The sequence below is a fragment of the Bacillus sp. AY2-1 genome (genome assembly GCF_008368965.1).
Lineage (GTDB): Bacteria > Bacillota > Bacilli > Bacillales > Bacillaceae_G > Bacillus_A > Bacillus_A thuringiensis_S.
Window position 1 is genome coordinate 26,932 of the sequence record NZ_QPEL01000088.1, and the last position, 18,675, is coordinate 45,606.

The window sequence follows — 18,675 nt, forward strand, 5'->3', positions numbered from 1 at the left end:
AAGTATTTTATTAATAGCTATCCTTTAAATCCTTAGTTAATACCAACAGCACTAAATGATTGCTTAACTGCTGCTACTTCCGCAGAAGTCGCACCATATAAATCAGCTGCCGCTTGCACTGCACCAGCACGAGCTTGGCTAAATGTAGTAGATTGCGTGAAATATTGTGTGTTTGCACGGTAATAAATTGCACCTAACTTATCTTTACCAATGCCCGTTACAGTTACACCCGAATGCGTACCACCATTTGCTAATAAATAAGCTTGTTTGTTAATGATACCACTGTTTGTATGAACCCCACCGTTATCACTAGTACCAGTGTAACGCTTAGAATAGTGGTCTGGATCACCATATTTCGTTGGATCACTCATAGAGCGAAGCGCATCTCCTGCTTTGCCAGGCGTATAAATATCTTCCCCAATTTCCCAATCTGGGTTACGGTTATCATAATACTCTACTAATGTACCAAAAACATCTGAAATAGCTTCATTTAATGCTCCTGATTCATTTTGATAAATTAAATCTGAGCTATACTCTGTAACAGCATGCGTTAATTCGTGACCAATTACATCAATACCACCAGATAATGAAGTGAACGTTACACCATCACCATCTCCGTATACCATTTGTGAGCCGTTCCAGAATGCATTATTATACTTACTTCCGTAATGAACTGTTGATTTTAATGGTGCTCCTGCATCATTAATAGAGTTTCTATTAAATGTAGCTTTATAGTAATCATATGTTTTACCTGCATAGTAATGAGCATCTACTGCTGCTGCATCATACGCTGCATTGAAAACATTATCTGCATCTACCCATAATGTTCCTGGTAATGTTGAGCGGTTTTTCGCATCATATGTGAAAATCGTTGCTCCGCGCGTATTATCTTGTAAATAGTAAGATGATGCAGATAACGTTGTATTAAGCGATTTCGTATCTCCTAATACACCTTTACCAGTACCCACTGCATTTGTTCCTGTTACAGGCTTTACAGCTGGTTTCGCTTCCTGTTTAGGTGCCTCTTGCTTAACTGGTGATTTATCTTCATTTGCTACATGATCAAGCTTATTATATTTATTTAATACTTTACCGCTACCTGCTTCAATGAAATAGTAGTAGTTTCCTGGGCTCGGCTCTAAGAAGTTTAAATTTACAACGTATGCATATGTTGTTTCTTCACCATTTTGATATACATATAAGTCCGCTTTTGGTTCTACCTCATATTTAGGTGTAACACCTAAATCTTTTTGCGCAATTTCAATTGCTTTTGCGCCTTCGATCTTATTTTTATTTTTCAACTTTTCTTTTTTGTCTAAATCAGGTGCAACTGTTCCAGACAATACTTTTAAAGAACCATCTTTACTTACGTGAGCTACTTGCGTAGAACCCCATACAGGTACTCCTTCGTATACTTGTTGTAAACGTAATACTGTTGAATCAGTTACAGCATCTTTCTTCGCTTGTTTCACTTTGAAAGAATCTTGCGCACTCTTTTCCCCTAACTTATAATCACCTTTTGCTGCGTTTAAGTAATCAAACACAACAGATTCTGCTTTCTTACCAGTTGCTCCAGTTAAATCCCCAGAAACAAACTCCGGTGACTGTACTGTCTCATTGTACTTCTTCGTAGAGAGCACATTTTTAGAATCTGCAAATGCAGAGCCTGTCCCTCCAAACGTTGTAACTGCCATTCCTGTCGCTAACACTAACGCTAAACTTTTCTTTTTCATGAACCTTCCCCCTAATAAATTATTTTTTGAAAAAGAGTAGTTTCATATTAGCATTATGTTTTCACTATTAATATACTAAAAATTCAATTAATTTATTTCTCAAGTTTTGTAGAATTTTGAGGAACAAATATTGAAAAACCCCCTTCCGATTGGAAAGGGGTTTCTGTTAAGAATTTATTAATTCTACTACTTTTTCTCCTTGACCATAAATATCCGATGTCCAAGCATATTGCGGTTCCAATACCACTAATACAGCTACCAAAGCCAAAGCACCAATAATTATTTTTTTCATATTATTTTCCTCCCTTTTCTTCTAATAAATTAATTGCTAATTTATAGTAGTTATTACTTTCCTTAAATTCTAGTAATTCCTCGTGATATCCTGCTAGTTCTAAATACACCATTTTTAATTCCTTTTTATTTTCTTCGCCTCTAAAAAATGGGATTGCCTCAACTTCTAAAAATCTTTTATAAACATCTTTCGTTTCAAAGTATTTATTCTTAAGCATTGAAAGTATATATAGCATACTTTTATACTTTTCATCCCTCTTGGCAACATCTATTCCTTTATTAATCCAATCTTTCGCTTCTTCAAATTCTTTTAATTCAATACACTGCAAAGCGATCTCATACACTGCATCAATATAATTTAAATCCTCTTCCTTTTTGTACTTTAGGCATTGTAAATAATAATCTTTTGCTTTTGAATAATCTTTTAAGTTATAGTACAAGAAGCCTAAATTATTTAAAGCAATAGCTGTTATACTTTCTTTATCAGCAAAAGAATTTGCTTCCCTCAAAATATTATTATAAATAGATAGTGCTTCATTATATTGCTTTTTTTGTATATAACTCAACGCAATAAGTAACTGGCAATTTATCACATAACGGAATTTATATTCATTCTTAAATCCTTCCATTGCTACATTAGCAAAATGTAAAGTCATATGTTCAACTTCTAATTCATTATAAACAAGAGCCAAATTGAAATATATTCCATTCTCATGATAACCTTGTTCCTTTGCCATTACTTCTGTTCGAGTCAAATACTCCAATGCCTTCTTATATCTATGTTGTAAAAAATAATATAACCCTTTGCTATACGTATATAATAATTTTTGGAATGGTGAATACTTTTTGTACATCTTCTTTAAGCTCTCTAACTCTTTTTCGACAGCAGGAAAATCCCTTTTCATAATTAAATAACGTGTATACAGCAGTTTATAATAATTTATAATTTCAAAATCCAACACATGCTTCATTTCACCTTGTAACTCTTCATATATACGTTCTACTTGTGGCTTGTCCAAATGAACTAGTGCATTCAGCCATTCATCCAACTTCCCCTTCACATCTTCTTCTACATCCCTCAAATCCGTCACGGCAATTTCTAACCTTGTGCAGAGCAATTGTAGAATTTCTTCTGATGCTTCGATCTTTCCATTTTCGATTTTACTTAAGTATGAGACAGAACAAATGCCCTGACATAATTCTTCTTGTGTCATTTTTTGCTGAAGCCGTTTGTAAAAGACTTGTTTGCCTATTTTTTCTAATGTTTGTTGCATTGTCCTCCTCCATTCTCATTACCCCATTACTCTAATAATACATAAAATCTGGAGAAATATAAATTGATAAATATAAATTTTCTAAAAAATATGCATAATTTCATTTTTTTCTCTCTTGACTTCACTTCAATATCTCTTCTTTGCTACGAATGGTGAAAAGTTGGTATACTATAACCAAATTATGGAGGTGTTCTCGCGATGACTCATTATAAAGACGATAGTTATGCCTTACATACAGACCTATATCAAATCAACATGGCTTATACATATTGGAAAGATGGTATTCATAATCGCCGTTCCGTTTTTGATTTATACTTTCGAAAGCTTCCATTCGAGAACGGTTATGCTGTTTTTGCTGGACTGGAGAAAATTGTAGAGTACATAGAAAATTTCAGCTTTACTGAAAGCGATATCGCTTATTTAGCAGAATTACAATTTGAAGAAGAATTCCTTCATTATTTACAAAATATGAAATTCACTGGGACGATTCGTAGTATGCAAGAAGGTGAAGTTGTATTTAATAACGAGCCTTTATTACGTGTTGATGCACCACTTGGTGAAGCACAAATTATTGAAACCGCCCTCTTAAATATTGTGAATTACCAAACATTAATTGCAACAAAAGCTGCTCGTATGAAACATGCTGCAAGTAATGATGAGCTTTTAGAGTTCGGCACAAGACGTGCCCATGAGTTCGATGCTGCCCTTTGGGGGACACGCGCTGCCTTTATTGGTGGTTTCTCCTCTACAAGCAACGTTCGTGCTGGGAAACGCTTCGGGATCCCTGTAGCTGGCACACACGCTCACTCTTTCGTTCAAGCATATCGCGATGAATACGTCGCGTTTAAGAAATACGCTGAAACTCATAAGAAGTGCGTCTTTCTCGTTGATACATATGACACATTGAAATCTGGTGTTCCAAATGCAATTCGTGTTGCAAAAGAATTTGGGGATCGTATTGATTTCTATGGTATACGTCTTGATAGTGGTGATATGGCTTATTTATCGAAAAAGGCACGAAAACTACTAGATGAATCAGGATTTACAAATACAAAAATTATCGCTTCTAGCGATTTAGATGAATACACAATTATGCACCTTAAATCTCAAGGGGCGAAAATTGACGTATGGGGTGTTGGGACAAAATTAATTACGTCCTTTGAGCAACCTGCATTAGGGGCTGTTTACAAACTAGTTGCGATTGAAGATACTGACGGAAAATTAAATGATACGATTAAAATTTCATCTAATCCTGAAAAAATTACCACTCCAGGACTGAAACGAATTTATCGTATTATCAATCGGGTTAACGATCATGCAGAAGGCGATTATATTGCGTTAGATTCTGAAGAACCTGGAAAAGAAGAGCGCTTAAAAATGTTCCATCCAGTTCACACATATATAAGTAAATTCGTAACAAACTTTGAAGCCCGTGAACTCCATAAAGACATTTTCGTTAACGGTGAAAGAACATATGAACTACCAAGTATATTAGATATTCAACAATATAATGAACAGAGTCTCGCTCTATTTTGGGAAGAATACATGCGAACTTTAAATCCCGAAGAGTATCCTGTCGATTTAAGCCAAGAATGTTGGGATCATAAAATGAATTACATTCAAACTGTTCGAGAACAAGTTGAAAAAAACATACAAAAGTAAACAGAGAAGTTTCTCCTTCTCTGTTTTTTCAATACTATATGGATATTTGTAAAAAATATATTAAAATAATACGACGAATGTTTTTTATTTGTAAATTTTAATATCATATTATTCAAAAGTAAAATAATATTTGATATTATTTTATTAAATCAATTTCAACAAAATAACCAATAAAAAAGGGGACGCAGGTTGCGTCCTCTTTTTTATAAATCTTTCACTCGTAATACACGCATTGCATTTAACACTGCAAGTAGTGTCACACCAACATCTGAGAAAACAGCTTCCCACATTGTTGCAATACCAAAGGCACCAAGTAATAGAACGATCCCTTTTACACCTAAAGCAAAGATGATATTTTGCCACACTATACTTCTTGTGCGTTTTGCAATTTTTACAGCTGTCGCAATTTTTGAAGGCTCATCAGTCATAATAACGATGTCTGCCGCTTCAATTGCTGCATCTGATCCTAAACCACCCATCGCAATACCAACGTCTGCACGGGCTAATACTGGTGTATCGTTAATACCGTCACCAACGAAGGCAATTTTTTCTTTTCCATGCTTCGCTGCATCAATTTTTTCAATCTCTTCTACTTTTTGTTGCGGTAGTAATTCCGCATGAACTTCATCTAAGCCTAATTCTTTACCGACAGCTTCACCAACTGTTTTTGCATCACCAGTTAACATTACTGTCTTTTTAATACCTAGTTCTTTTAACTTTTGAATCGCTTGTTTCGAATCCTCTTTTACCTCATCAGAAATAACAATATAACCTGCATATTTTCCATCTATAGCAACGTGAACTAATGTACCTACTGTTTCTGGTTGTTTAAATTCAATATTTTCTTTTCTCATTAATTTTGCATTACCTGCAAAAATTTCTTTTCCTTGTACTTTTACGACTGTACCGTGACCAGAAATTTCGTTATAATCATCGATTATTTTTTCATCAATTGATTTTCCATATGCCTTTCGAATAGATTGGGCAATTGGATGGTTAGAATACACTTCAGCAAATGCCGCATACTCTAATAACTCTTCGCTTGTAGTACCTTCGCTCGGTTCCATTTTTGTAACTTTGAAAACACCTTTTGTTAATGTTCCTGTTTTGTCAAAAACAATATATTTTACATCATTTAAAGCTTCTAAATAGTTACTACCTTTTACTAACACACCACTTTTAGATGCACCACCGATACCTCCAAAGAATCCAAGAGGAATGGATACAACTAACGCACATGGACAAGAGATTACTAAGAACACTAAAGCTCTATAAATCCACTCAGAGAATGTAGCCCCTTCTAAAATAAGCGGTGGAATAAACGCCATGATCGCCGCTGTAATAACTACAACTGGAGTGTAGTAACGCGCAAACTTCGTAATAAAGTTTTCTGTTGGTGCTTTTTTACTGCTTGCATTTTGAACTAAATCTAAAATTTTCGATACAGTTGATTCACCAAATTCTTTTGTAACTTCAATTGTCAACACGCCGTTTTGGTTCACAAAGCCACTTAATACATCATTTCCAACTTCAACTTCACGTGGTACAGATTCACCAGTTAATGCTGAAGTATCTACCATTGATGTTCCTTCAATTACTTTTCCGTCTAATGGTACTTTCTCACCTGGCTTAACGATAATATAATCGCCAATTTGTACATCTTCTGGTGATACTTGTTTCGTTTCATTTCCAACCTTTACATTCGCATAATCAGGACGAATATCCATTAATGAAGTAATTGATTTTCGAGAGCGGTTTACCGCAATGCTTTGGAATAGTTCTCCTACTTGATAAAATAGCATTACTGCTACAGCTTCTGAATATTGCTGAATTGCAAAAGCTCCTACAGTTGCAATTGCCATTAAGAAGTTTTCATCAAATACTTGGCCACGAGTTATGTTTTTTACCGCTCTCCAAACGATATCTCCACCTATTAATAAATAAGCAAGGACGAATAACGGAATTGTTACCATTTGTGGTAAGCCCGCTAATGCAGCAATTGCCGTCAAAATTCCGCCAACCACTAATCTCCCTACCATCTTTTTCACATTTGCTTCACCATGATCGTGACTATGTCCGTGGTCATGACCGTTCTTCTCTTCACGAACAACTTTCACATCTGGCTCTAACTTTTGAACGACATTTGTTATATTTGCTACAGTCGCTTCTAGTTCTCTTTTATTCGCAACTTCTACTCGTAGTTTCTTCGATACGAAATCAACAGTTGCTTCTGAGACAGCTGGCATTTCCTTAACTTTATTTTCAATTTTCATTGCACAGTTCGCGCAATCTAAACCTTCTAATATAAATACTTCTTTAGCAATTTTATTTTTTTGTTCTTCTTGCACTTTAATATGCGGTTCTAATTTTGTAACGAGTTGTTTTGCTTCCGTAACAACTTCGTTTTCTTTATTTTGTGCTGTTTCTAAGATCATTGTCTTTGTTGCGAAGTTTACAGAGCAAGAATTTACTCCTTCTATATTCCCAACACCTTTTTCAATTTTCATTGCACAGTTCGCACAATCTAAACCTTCTAACATCAATTTCTTTTTCACTAATGCTTCAGCCATCGTTCTCCCTCCTCGCGTTCTTTTTATTCTTCTTCGTTTACGTGCTCAAACGCTTGCTCGAAGATATGAATTACGTGCTGATCAGCTAACGAATAATAAACAACCTTTCCTTCTTTACGATTCTTTACAAGTTTCGCTTGCTTTAACACACGAAGCTGATGCGAAATAGATGATTGTGTCATTCCTAATAAATAAGCTAAATCACAAACGCACATCTCAGCTTCAAATAGCGCATGTAATATTCTCGTACGTGTACGGTCACCTAATACTTTAAATAGTTCTGCTACTTTACTTAAACTTTCATCAGTTGGAATTGTTTGTTTTACTTGCTCAACAACTTCTTCATGAATTATCGTTTGAGAACATGTCTCTTGTGGTGTTTCTACTTTATTTCCAGCCATTATAGCTCACCTCTTTAATTGAACATATGAACAATCATTCATATATTTTATACTCTTATTATATGAGCACCTGCTCATATGTGTCAATGAAATCTGAATTTTTTTATGAACATTTTAATAAGGCATATACATATTTTCCGCATCCTCTATATTCTCATACAAAAAAGGATGCACAAGTCGCACACCCCTTTTTTTCATATTCCGACATAAAAATTCAACAAAGTAATATATGTTCCCTTTATTTCAACAAAAGAAAAAGCCTTGCGCGCTCCCTAGACGCACAAGGCTTACTGTGTTATATCCCTTTAATTAGCTTGATCTAAATTATCCTGCGAACTGCTATCGTCTTTTAAATGACTATGTTTTTTCGAATAAACAAAGTATACAACTACTCCAATTGCTAACCAAATACCAAAGTATATCCATGTTGTTAACGGTAAATTTACCATTAAGAATAGACAACATGCAATTGAAATAATCGGTAAGATCGGTACAAGTGGTACCATAAATCCACGTTGTAATTTCGGATGCGTTTTACGAAGAATGATAACAGTTACACCAACCATGGCGAATGTTAATAACGCTCCAATATTCGCTAAATTCGACAATTCTTTTAAATCGATAAATCCAGCAATTAAAGCACTACCAATTCCTGTTAACCAAACTGAAAATGTTGGCGCTTCAGTCTTCTTGTTAATTTTCGCAAAAGATTTTGGTAATAAACCATCACGGCTCATTGCGAAGAATACACGTGTTGTCGCATAAATGTAAGCGAAAATTACAGCCATAATACCAATTACAGCTCCAATTGCAATTACACCAGCCACTTTATCTTGTCCTACAACTTCTAACACATACGCCATAGCTTCAGGTACATCTAATTCCTTATAAGAAACCATACCTGTCATAACGAGACAAACTACAACATAAATAATTGTACAAATAACTAACGAAGCAATAATACCAATTGGTAGATCACGTTGCGGATTTTTTACTTCTTCAGCAGAAGTTGCTAATGCATCAAATCCTAAGAAAGCAAAGAATACTGCTGCTCCCCCTGCGAACACTCCACTTAAACCGTAAGGTGCAAATGGTATCCAGTTTTCTGGTTTCACGTAGAATACACCAACTGCAATGAATAAAACAACAATACCAATTTTAATTAATACCATTATGTTATTCACACGCTTACTTTCTTTCGTACCTCGTGATAATAACCAAGTTATCACTAACGTAACAATAACTGCTGGTAAGTTTACCATACCACCTTGCGCTGGAATCGTTAGCAACGCTTTCGGAATTTCAAGTCCCAGCCCACTCACTAAATTATTGAAATAACCCGTCCATCCGCCAGCTACTGCGGCAGTCGTTACGACATATACGGATAACAATGTCCATCCCATTAAATGAGCAACAAACTCACCAATTGTTGCATACGAATATGTGTACACACTACCTGAAACAGGAAGTGTAGATGCAACTTCTGCATAACATAATGCTGCAAATCCACAAACAATTGCTGCAATCATAAATGAAAAAATAACTGCTGGACCAGCATCTCTTGCTGCTACTAATCCAGTTAATACTAGAACTCCTGTACCAATTATCGCACCAATCCCTAGCATTGTTAGGTCAAATGCCCCTAGCGTTTTCGTCAAAGTTTTACTTTTACTTTCCCCTAACAATTGCGTAACGGATTTCTTTTTAAATAGGTTGGCCACGATGTATGCCCCCTTTTGCCAAGAAGAGCTAAGAGATCTTCACTCTTAGCTCTTATCATGTTGTTTTATATATTGTTCGATTTTGTTTTGTATAATGCTTCTATTAGCAAGATACTGTCTTTGCTTCTAATAATTCTTTAGCACCTTTGTACTCTACACCGTGAGCTTCTGCAACTGCTTCGAATGTTACATAGCCATCTAATGTGTTAATACCTTTTAGTAATGCAGAGTTACCTAGGCAAGCTTCTTTGTAGCCTTTGTTAGCAATTTGTACTGCATATGGTACTGTTACGTTTGTTAATGCAAGAGTTGATGTACGTGGAACCGCACCTGGCATGTTTGCAACTGCATAATGAACAACGCCGTGTTTTTCGTAAGTTGGGTTATCATGAGTTGTAATACGGTCAGTTGTTTCGAAAATACCACCTTGGTCAATCGCGATATCTACAACAACAGAACCTGGTTCCATTGATTTAATCATTTCTTCTGTTACAAGTTTTGGAGCTTTTGCACCTGGGATTAATACTGCACCGATTACAAGATCAGACTCTTTAACAGCTTCTGCAATATTGTAAGGATTAGACATTAAAGTTTTTACTTGGTTTCCGAAAATGTCATCTAATTGACGAAGACGTTCTGCGCTTAAGTCGATGATTGTTACATCCGCACCTAGTCCAACTGCAATTTTAGCAGCATTTGTACCAGCTTGTCCACCACCGATGATTGTTACTTTACCACGTTTAACCCCTGGAACACCTGCAAGTAAGATACCTTTACCGCCTTTGTTTTTCTCAAGGAATTGTGCACCAATTTGTGCAGCCATACGACCAGCTACTTCACTCATAGGTGCAAGTAATGGTAATGAACGGTTTTCTAATTGTACTGTTTCATATGCGATAGAAACAACTTTTTTCTCGATTAAAGCTTTTGTTAATTCTGGCTCTGGAGCTAAGTGTAAGTATGTGAACAAGATTAAGCCTTCACTGAAGTGTTTGTATTCGCTTTCAATTGGTTCCTTAACTTTCATAACCATTTCCATGTTCCAAGCTTCTTCAGCTGTATCAACAATTTTTGCTCCCGCTTCAACATACTGAGCGTCTGTGAAACCAGATCCTAAACCTGCACCCTTTTGAATGAATACTTCGTGATTGTTACGAATTAAATGTACAACACCTGCTGGTGTCATTGCCACACGGTTTTCGTTGTTTTTAATTTCTGCTGGTACCCCAATACGCATAATGAAATGCCCCCTTATAATTAACAGAAAAAAGAGATTCTTTTTTCTTTTTGTAATAATTAATAACTTATGTCCTTATTCTAGCATAACTTAAAAGTTATGAAAACGCTAACATACCATTTTCCTAAAGTTTTTATATTTAGAATAGTGTAAATATATAAAACATTGATTCTATTAGGGGTTTTGTGTCATTCCATTATCTTTCACTCTATTTTTATTATACTATTTCAAAATAAACAGCAATCATTTATTATTTGACAATAATGTAACAATGTAAGAAACCTAAGCGATAACGTATACATATACAGTTATTACTTTACTCAATACTTTAGAGATATATTCTTTTCACAAAAAAACAGCTGCTAGCATTTAGCTAGCAGCTGGGTAACTTATAAATAACTTAGAAAATAAATCATCTGTCGTTTCAGTAATTTTATCAAACAGATCACTTTCTTCCGCTTCTTGCTCTTTTAACATCTTAATTGTTTCACGTGCATCTTCAGGATAATCGGTTATGATACCATCTACGTTTAACTTATAATATGCCTTTAAATTTTCCATATCATTTACTGTCCATACGTAAATTGGTTTGTTTAACTTCCTTGCTTCTTTTACTAATTTCTTATTTAACATATATTCTTCTGCTACGTAAAAGTCAGCCTTCACATTCTTTAAGTTAGCTCTACTTGCATACAATATATACCCTACTTTTATATCTGGATTTGCACGTTTAAACTCTTTAATAAGTGGATAGTGTAACGTTTGAATTACACATTGCTTCTCAAATTCATTATCTTTAATCGTTTTTAAGACTTTGTTTACAAAATCTTTTTCGCCCCCATGAAGCTTCACTTCTATATTAAGTTTGATTTTGCCATTTGCTAGCTTAATGATTTCATCAAGTGTACTTATTTGTCCTGAAAGTCCATCTTGACTAAGGGTAAGCTGCCTTAACTCAGCCATCGTTAAATCTGACACATGCACATTGGCATTGGCAAGACGCTTCAGCTTCAAATCATGTATAACCGCTAGTTCACCGTCTTTCGTTTGTAATACATCTATTTCAGCGTAGTCTGCTTTTGCATCAATAGCACCTTGCACAGCTTCTTTCGTATTTTCTACGCCTTTTGATATATACCCGCGGTGCGCCATAATAATTGGTTCTTTATACGAATTTGAAATAAACGTTACAATGAAGGCAACAACCATTCCAGCAGTAATAATCCCCACAATATATACGCCAATAAATTTCCAACGATGTTTTTGGAAGAAACATTTATCTGCTTTCGTTTTCGAATAATCTAATCCTTCTTCTAATAAAACATCTTCAACCGGTACCTTTTGTAAGTATAATCGCGTAATCGCCATAATATAAAATGGCGTCACGATAAAACTAAATAAATACAATGTACTCGTTAAAAATACAGAAATCGTTGATTCTGCTAATAATGCAAATGTTCCTTTCGGATTTGTAAATTCATAAACACCCCATAGGCACAATAAATATATTCCCAAAAATACGACATATACAATTCCAATTGAAATAAAAAATCCTACTAAAAAGAGCAGTACTTTAAAAAAGCTTTCCTTTACTAAAGTTGCACTTTTACGTGCTGCCACGCGAAATGATTTTTGCTCTAAAACAACAATAGGTAGAACGAAAATCCATCGAAGATTTATATACGCGACTACAGCAAAGAACGTGTAATAACCAACTTGTCCCATCGTTGTCTTAAACAGTTCTCCTGTAATGAAGTTAGGAATTTGAATTTGCGGGATTAATGCCGTTTCATATCCCATATTTAAAAGAGGCAACAATACGACAGCATATAAAATAAATCCTGGTAAGCAATATGTGAAAAGAGTAGGTAAATACGTTACCGTTTTATATAAAATCGGACGTAATTTCACCTTCTGTCTTTTATGAGCGAAATACGAAATAATAATAAGCACCGCAAATTCTGTAAAGATAAGAAACAGTGCTAACAATGACAAAATTACGATTGCTAAGATGCCATAAGGCGTCTTTAAAAACGCTAATAATTCATCATTTGTCGCATTTGCATAACCACCAAAATACAATAATTTATTAAAAATGATTCCAAATAGTGGAACAAACACAATCGCTGCTAATAATTTATAAGCAAGTTGAAAAGTTAATACATTCCAAAAAGCAAATTTAACTGTTTGAAAGGAATGTCTCATTACTCCTGGTATAGATAGTTTTTTACGGTGTTGCATATACTCCTCCAAATTCTAAAACGGTATTTGAGATGGATTCCATATTTCCAGTTCTAATCCATCTTTTTAATAATAATATATTCCGCTTAACATGAACACTCTTATACATATAATGAAAAAAGTGATGGCTACTTCCCATCACTTTTTCATTTATTCTATTTTTTCTCTAGCCCTTGTCCAAATGCTTTCAAGAAGCTAAAACCGAATGTAATAGCTCTATTGATATCTGGATCTTTTAATACTTTAAAGAAATCCATCACTTTTGTTTTTTTACCACAATTTAATTCATCTGTTGCAAATTGCAATCCTGTAACTAAACTTGACGTAATTTGCTTCGTTATTTCTGGGTCAACTGAAGATAACGCTTCTCCTGCCCCCATCATATTATTTAACGCATTTTTAACGGGTTCACGATTTAATTGCTCCACAGCGATTTTTGAAACATCTTCCTTCGCAGCAAGTAAACTAATTGCCGCATCTAATATACCAGCCTTCTGCAACTGTGCTAAAAGCTGCATCGTTTCTTCTACTGCTTCACGATTATTAGATAGCTCATTTAGAAGTTCATCTGCTACTTGCTGTTTCTGTTCTTCCTCTGTTACAACTTTCTTTTTAATTACAGTAATTTCTTTCGCCACTATCTCCGCCCCCTAGTCCACAAGTGATACGTATTGTTTTCTTTGCCATTTTTGCTCGATTTCAACACCGTTTTGCGGATTACGCTTTTTATCTCTCGGGTTTGAAGATGGTAACGGACGATTCCCTTTTTCACGTAGTACACGCATCTTTACCATCGTTTGTTTGTACGCTGGTGTACATGTATAAAGATCTGTCGCCGTTCCAGTTAAAATATTGATTGCCTCTTCATTTACCGTTGCATGCATCGGTAAATATAGCTCTTTCCCCGTTACACGATCTGTAACAAGTGCCTGTACTTTAATTTTCCCAAATGGTGATGCTAATTCTACAAGACCACCATCTTTCACATTGCGCTCTAGGGCAAGTTCAGGCGAGATTTCAACGAACACTTCAGATACTTTAGATAAAATACCAGCCGATTTATTCGTCATATTCCCTTCATGGAAATGTTCTAACATACGACCATTATTTAAAAGTAAATCATACTCATCTGGTGCTACAACTGGTGGTACCCATTCATCTAATGATAGACGAGCTAGTTTATCCGGGAAGTTAAATCCGTCCACATATAATAGCGGTGTATCACTGCCATCATGGCTACCCCAACATAAACTATTCCATCCTTCTAAACGATCGTATGTTGCCTGAGAATATAAAGGTGCAAGCGATGCGATTTCATCCATGATTTCACTTGGACTTTCATAATTCCAGTCCCCGCCAAGTGCACGAGCTACTTTTTGTAAAATCCACCAGTCTGGCTTTGAATCACCAAGCGGCTTCAATACTTCATATAATCTTTGAATACGGCGCTCTGTATTCGTAAATGTTCCCTCTTTTTCTAAGCTTGGTGCTGCCGGTAAAATAACATCAGCAAAACGAGCTGTTTTCGATAAGAACATATCTTGAACAACAAGGAAATCTAAATTCGCTAAAATATGTTGTACATGGTTGGCATTCGAATCTACTAAAGCCATTTCTTCACCCATAACATACATACCACGCAGTTTCCCTTCATCTGCCGCCAGTAACATTGCAATATTATTTAAGCCTGGTGCTTTCGGAATTGTAGTACCGTATGCTTTTTCAAATTTCGCACGGAGCGCATCATCTGAAACTGCTTGGTAACCTGGAAGCCAGTTTGGTAATGTTGCCATATCACAAGCGCCTTGTACGTTATTATGTCCGCGTAATGGATATGCTCCTGCACCAGGACGACGATAGTTACCCGTAACAAGCAATAGATTTGAAATTGCTGCTGAAGTTGTACTTCCTCCAGTATTTTGAGTTACACCCATTCCCCAAAGTACACAAGTACCATCTGCTTCATATACCATACGAGCCATTTCTTTCAGATTTTCTTTCGAAATCCCCGTAATTTCTTCTGTATAATCAAGCGTATACTTTTCTACCATTTTGCTATATTCATCAAAATTCTTCACATTTTCAGCTATGAACTTTTTATCGTGCCAATCTTGATCAATAATATATTTCGTAATACCAGCGAGCCATACGTAATCAGTTCCTTGGCGCGGATGAATGAATAAATCCGCACGCTCTGCCATTTCATGTTTACGAAGGTCTGCCACAATTAATTTTTGGTCATGTAATTTATGAGCACGTTTTACACGCGTTGCAAGTACAGGATGTCCTTCTGTTGGATTTGCTCCAACGATAATGACAAGGCCTGCTTCCGCAATATCTTTCACTGTTCCAGCGTCCCCGCCCATACCGACAGTTTTAAATAAACCGTCTGTTGCTGGAGATTGACAATAACGGGAACAGTTGTCTACATTATTCGTTCCATATATTTGACGGGCTAGTTTTTGCATAAGATAATTTTCTTCATTCGTTACTTTCGAAGAAGAAATAAACCCAAATGCATCACTTCCATATTCTGATTTAATATGCTGCATATTGGATGCAACAACTTCCAGAGCCTCTTCCCATGAAGCTTCAACAAACATATCTCCTTGGCGAATTAATGGCTTTGTAATACGATCTTCACTGTTTACAAAATCCCATCCAAATTTGCCTTTTACACATGTGGAAATACCGTTAACCGGCGCATCTGAAACAGGCTGCACTTTCAAAATGTGGCGGTCTTTCGTCCATACTTCAAATGAACAACCTACACCACAAAATGTACAAACTGTTTTTGTTTTATTCACTTTCGTCTTACGCATCGCAGCCTCTACTTCTGAAACTGCTAAAATACTACTATATCCCGGCTCTACATCCTTTACAAAATCAATCATCGGATCTAACACATCCGGTTTCAATCCTGTCATGAATCCAGCTTCACCCAGCATTGTTTTTTCCATTAACGCATTACATGGACATACTGTTACACACTGCCCACAACTTACACAAGATGAGTCATTTATACTTACACCATTGTCCCATATAACACGTGGACGGTCTAAGCTCCAATCAATTGATATAGTTTCATTCACTTGTAAGTTTTGACATACTTCTACACACTGCCCACAAGCAATACATTGATTTGGATCATATCGATAAAATGGATGTGACATATCCACTTCACACGCACTTACTTTTGGCTCATACGGATATTTCTGTTCCTCAATTCCCATCATATGTACTGTATTATGGACTTTACAGTTACCATTATTGTTATCACAAACGGTACAATACAATAGATGATTCTCTAATATTCGATCCATTGCCTCAGTCTGTGCCTCTTTTGCACGCTGGGACTGTCTTTCGATATGCATACCGTTCTCTAATTTCGTTGAACAAGCACGCAATAACTTTCCATTTACTTCTACAATACACGTATCACAAGTTTGAATTGGATCTACTTCTGGTACATGACAAATTTGAGGATGTTCCAAATTACTCTCGTTAAATAATTGTAGTATCGTCTTTTCACCTGATGCAGAAAATTCTTTACCATCGACGGTTACACGGACTGTCTGTTCTGCCATAGTTTCCCCTCTCCTTACAACCAACTGTACAACACAATTATGAATCCGTTTTCAAAATCGCATTACTGTACATATTTTTGAAACGCTCTACCCAAATACTTTCTTATGAAGTCGATTCTAGATGTTATAAGGTATAACTACGAAAGCTTGAAAATATCACTATTCTACAGTTCTATTATATCGTACATATACAATAATAACCAAAATAATCTGTGATCTTCTTGTTAATAGGTGTTTTTATTTTTTCCATTGTTTTATGATAAATGTGGGAGAGAAATACAGATAAAAGGGGAATTAAATATGGGGCCTACGCAAGAGACTTATACAATTGTACGTTATCAATCTGGTACATTTTCAAAACAACTTGATGAGATTGTCACAGAATCTCCTATTACTATTAAATTGAATGGTGAAGAATATGTAACAGTCGTATGCACACCAAATTATATTGAAGATATGGTAATTGGTTTTTTAATTTCTGAGGGGATTATTTCTTCCTATAAAGATGTTGAAGAACTATGGGTTCAAAAAGATAACGGAATTGTCCATGTAAAATCATCAAAAGTGAATCCGCTCTATCAAACTTTATATAATAAACGATACATCACTTCTTGCTGCGGAAAAGGTAGACAAGGTTTTATTTTCGTAAACGACGCAGCAAAAGCAAAAGACTTACATGATATACATGTAAAAATTACTCCTGAAGAATGCTTTCATTTAATGAATACCTTGCAACAATCTTCTACTACATTTCGCCAAACTGGCGGTGTTCACAATACCGCGCTATGTGATCGAAACAATATCCTCCTATCAAGAATGGATATTGGAAGACATAATGCATTAGATAAAATATATGGTCATTGTTTGCGTAACGATATATCCATTAAAGGAAAAATCATCGCATTTAGCGGACGTATTTCATCCGAAATTTTACTCAAAGTTTCAAAAATCGGATGTGAAATTGTTCTATCTAAATCCGCTCCAACAAAACTGGCATTGCAACTTGCCCATGATTTAGGCATTACAGTCGTAGGGTTTATTAGAAATGAATCTTGTAATATTTACACACATCCAAAACGAATTGATGGCTATCAATCCAATGTTTAAAAAATAAATCCTCAATCGAGGATTTATTTTAGTTATAAAAATGTAACATATTAAACACTTGAATAGTTAACAAAGTTAATATATAATTTCATTACATAATTAAAACAAAACATTGTAGCATATATCTTTTCATTCTTTTACAAATTAAAAGAGAATACTAACAAAACATATACTCAATCTTATAAAAGTAATGGATTTATTTGAAATCCACCAGGGAGGTTACAACTATGGAAATTCGCTTATTAACAACAGAGGACGCAGAAATATATTTAAAAGTTTGTATGGAAGGTTTAACGAAAAATCCGGAAGCTTTTAGCTCTTCTTATGAAGATGTTTTGAAACATGAGGATCCTGTAGCTGCTATGGCTAAACGATTAAGCAATCCGGATAAGTATACTCTAGGTGTCTTCAAAGATAATGATTTAATTGGTATCGCTACTTTAGAAACAAAACCATTTATTAAACAAGAACATAAAGCAAAAATTGGCTCCGTTTTTGTTTCTCCAAAAGCACGTGGTCTCGGAGCAGGACGAGCTCTCATTAAAGCCATTATTGAAAACGCCGATAAATTACATGTAGAACAACTTATGCTCGATGTTGTAGTTGGTAACGCTGGTGCCAAAAAATTATATGAATCATTAGGTTTCCAAACTTACGGCGTACAAGAACGTTCATTAAAACATAACGGTCAATATTGGGACGAGGAACATATGGTTCTGTTCTTAAATGATTAATACTTCAATATAAAGTGAAACTTTACTCAGTGGGGGATTTTTCCATCCCCCACTGAGTATTAGCTGAACCAATCGGGCTTTTACGGGGTAGTTTTCCAAAAACATCTTTCTTAATAA

At 35.4% G+C, this 18,675-nt stretch carries 13 protein-coding genes; 3 read left to right on the top strand and 10 right to left on the bottom strand.

Annotated elements, in window-relative coordinates; translation table 11 throughout:
• Positions 1–32: 32 nt before the first annotated feature.
• From DN403_RS20690 to DN403_RS20700, 3 genes are all read right to left on the bottom strand, one after another.
• Positions 33–1,733 carry a M4 family metallopeptidase gene (locus DN403_RS20690; protein WP_000730396.1) on the bottom strand — a complete coding sequence of 567 codons (1,701 nt, stop codon included), beginning with the start codon at positions 1,731–1,733 and terminating at the stop codon, positions 33–35.
• A gap of 166 nt (positions 1,734–1,899) precedes the next feature.
• Positions 1,900–2,025 carry an NprX family peptide pheromone gene (locus DN403_RS20695; RefSeq protein ID WP_000720172.1) on the bottom strand — a complete coding sequence of 42 codons (126 nt, stop codon included), beginning with the start codon at positions 2,023–2,025 and terminating at the stop codon, positions 1,900–1,902.
• A 1-nt stretch (position 2,026) separates the two neighbouring features.
• A complete protein-coding gene (locus DN403_RS20700) occupies positions 2,027–3,298 on the bottom strand; it encodes a helix-turn-helix domain-containing protein (RefSeq protein WP_001187951.1) in 1,272 nt (423 codons plus the stop codon).
• Positions 3,299–3,496: 198 nt separating this feature from the next.
• Here DN403_RS20700 and DN403_RS20705 point away from each other — a divergent pair, with 198 nt between their 5' ends.
• On the top strand, positions 3,497–4,960 hold the full coding sequence (locus DN403_RS20705) for a nicotinate phosphoribosyltransferase (protein WP_000150191.1): 1,464 nt from the start codon (positions 3,497–3,499) through the stop codon (positions 4,958–4,960).
• A gap of 203 nt (positions 4,961–5,163) precedes the next feature.
• Here DN403_RS20705 and DN403_RS20710 read toward each other — a convergent pair whose 3' ends face one another.
• The 7 genes from DN403_RS20710 to fdhF all read right to left on the bottom strand — a co-directional run bounded on the left by DN403_RS20710 (position 5,164) and on the right by fdhF (position 16,717).
• Positions 5,164–7,530, bottom strand: a complete 2,367-nt coding sequence (locus DN403_RS20710) for a heavy metal translocating P-type ATPase (protein WP_000796565.1) — start codon at positions 7,528–7,530, stop codon at positions 5,164–5,166.
• A 23-nt stretch (positions 7,531–7,553) separates the two neighbouring features.
• A complete protein-coding gene (locus DN403_RS20715; RefSeq protein ID WP_000918378.1) occupies positions 7,554–7,931 on the bottom strand; it encodes an ArsR/SmtB family transcription factor in 378 nt (125 codons plus the stop codon).
• A gap of 305 nt (positions 7,932–8,236) precedes the next feature.
• Positions 8,237–9,652, bottom strand: a complete 1,416-nt coding sequence (locus tag DN403_RS20720; protein WP_001284899.1) for an amino acid permease — start codon at positions 9,650–9,652, stop codon at positions 8,237–8,239.
• A 103-nt stretch (positions 9,653–9,755) separates the two neighbouring features.
• A complete protein-coding gene (ald, locus tag DN403_RS20725; protein WP_001219743.1) occupies positions 9,756–10,889 on the bottom strand; it encodes an alanine dehydrogenase in 1,134 nt (377 codons plus the stop codon).
• 369 nt (positions 10,890–11,258) lie between these two features.
• Complete coding sequence (locus tag DN403_RS20730) at positions 11,259–13,130, bottom strand: glycerophosphodiester phosphodiesterase (protein WP_001164710.1); 1,872 nt, start codon at positions 13,128–13,130, stop codon at positions 11,259–11,261.
• 155 nt (positions 13,131–13,285) lie between these two features.
• Entirely contained in the window at positions 13,286–13,768 is a 483-nt protein-coding gene (locus DN403_RS20735; RefSeq protein WP_001040538.1) for a helical membrane plugin domain-containing protein, read from the bottom strand.
• A 12-nt stretch (positions 13,769–13,780) separates the two neighbouring features.
• The gene (fdhF, locus tag DN403_RS20740) at positions 13,781–16,717 is read right to left on the bottom strand and encodes a formate dehydrogenase subunit alpha (RefSeq protein ID WP_000840671.1); all 2,937 of its coding nucleotides are present in this window, start codon (positions 16,715–16,717) and stop codon (positions 13,781–13,783) included.
• A 300-nt stretch (positions 16,718–17,017) separates the two neighbouring features.
• On the opposite strand from fdhF, the gene fdhD reads away from it, so the two are divergent.
• A complete protein-coding gene (gene fdhD, locus DN403_RS20745; protein WP_000529230.1) occupies positions 17,018–17,824 on the top strand; it encodes a formate dehydrogenase accessory sulfurtransferase FdhD in 807 nt (268 codons plus the stop codon).
• A gap of 227 nt (positions 17,825–18,051) precedes the next feature.
• Entirely contained in the window at positions 18,052–18,558 is a 507-nt protein-coding gene (locus DN403_RS20750) for a GNAT family N-acetyltransferase (RefSeq protein ID WP_000405874.1), read from the top strand.
• Positions 18,559–18,675 lie beyond the last annotated feature (117 nt).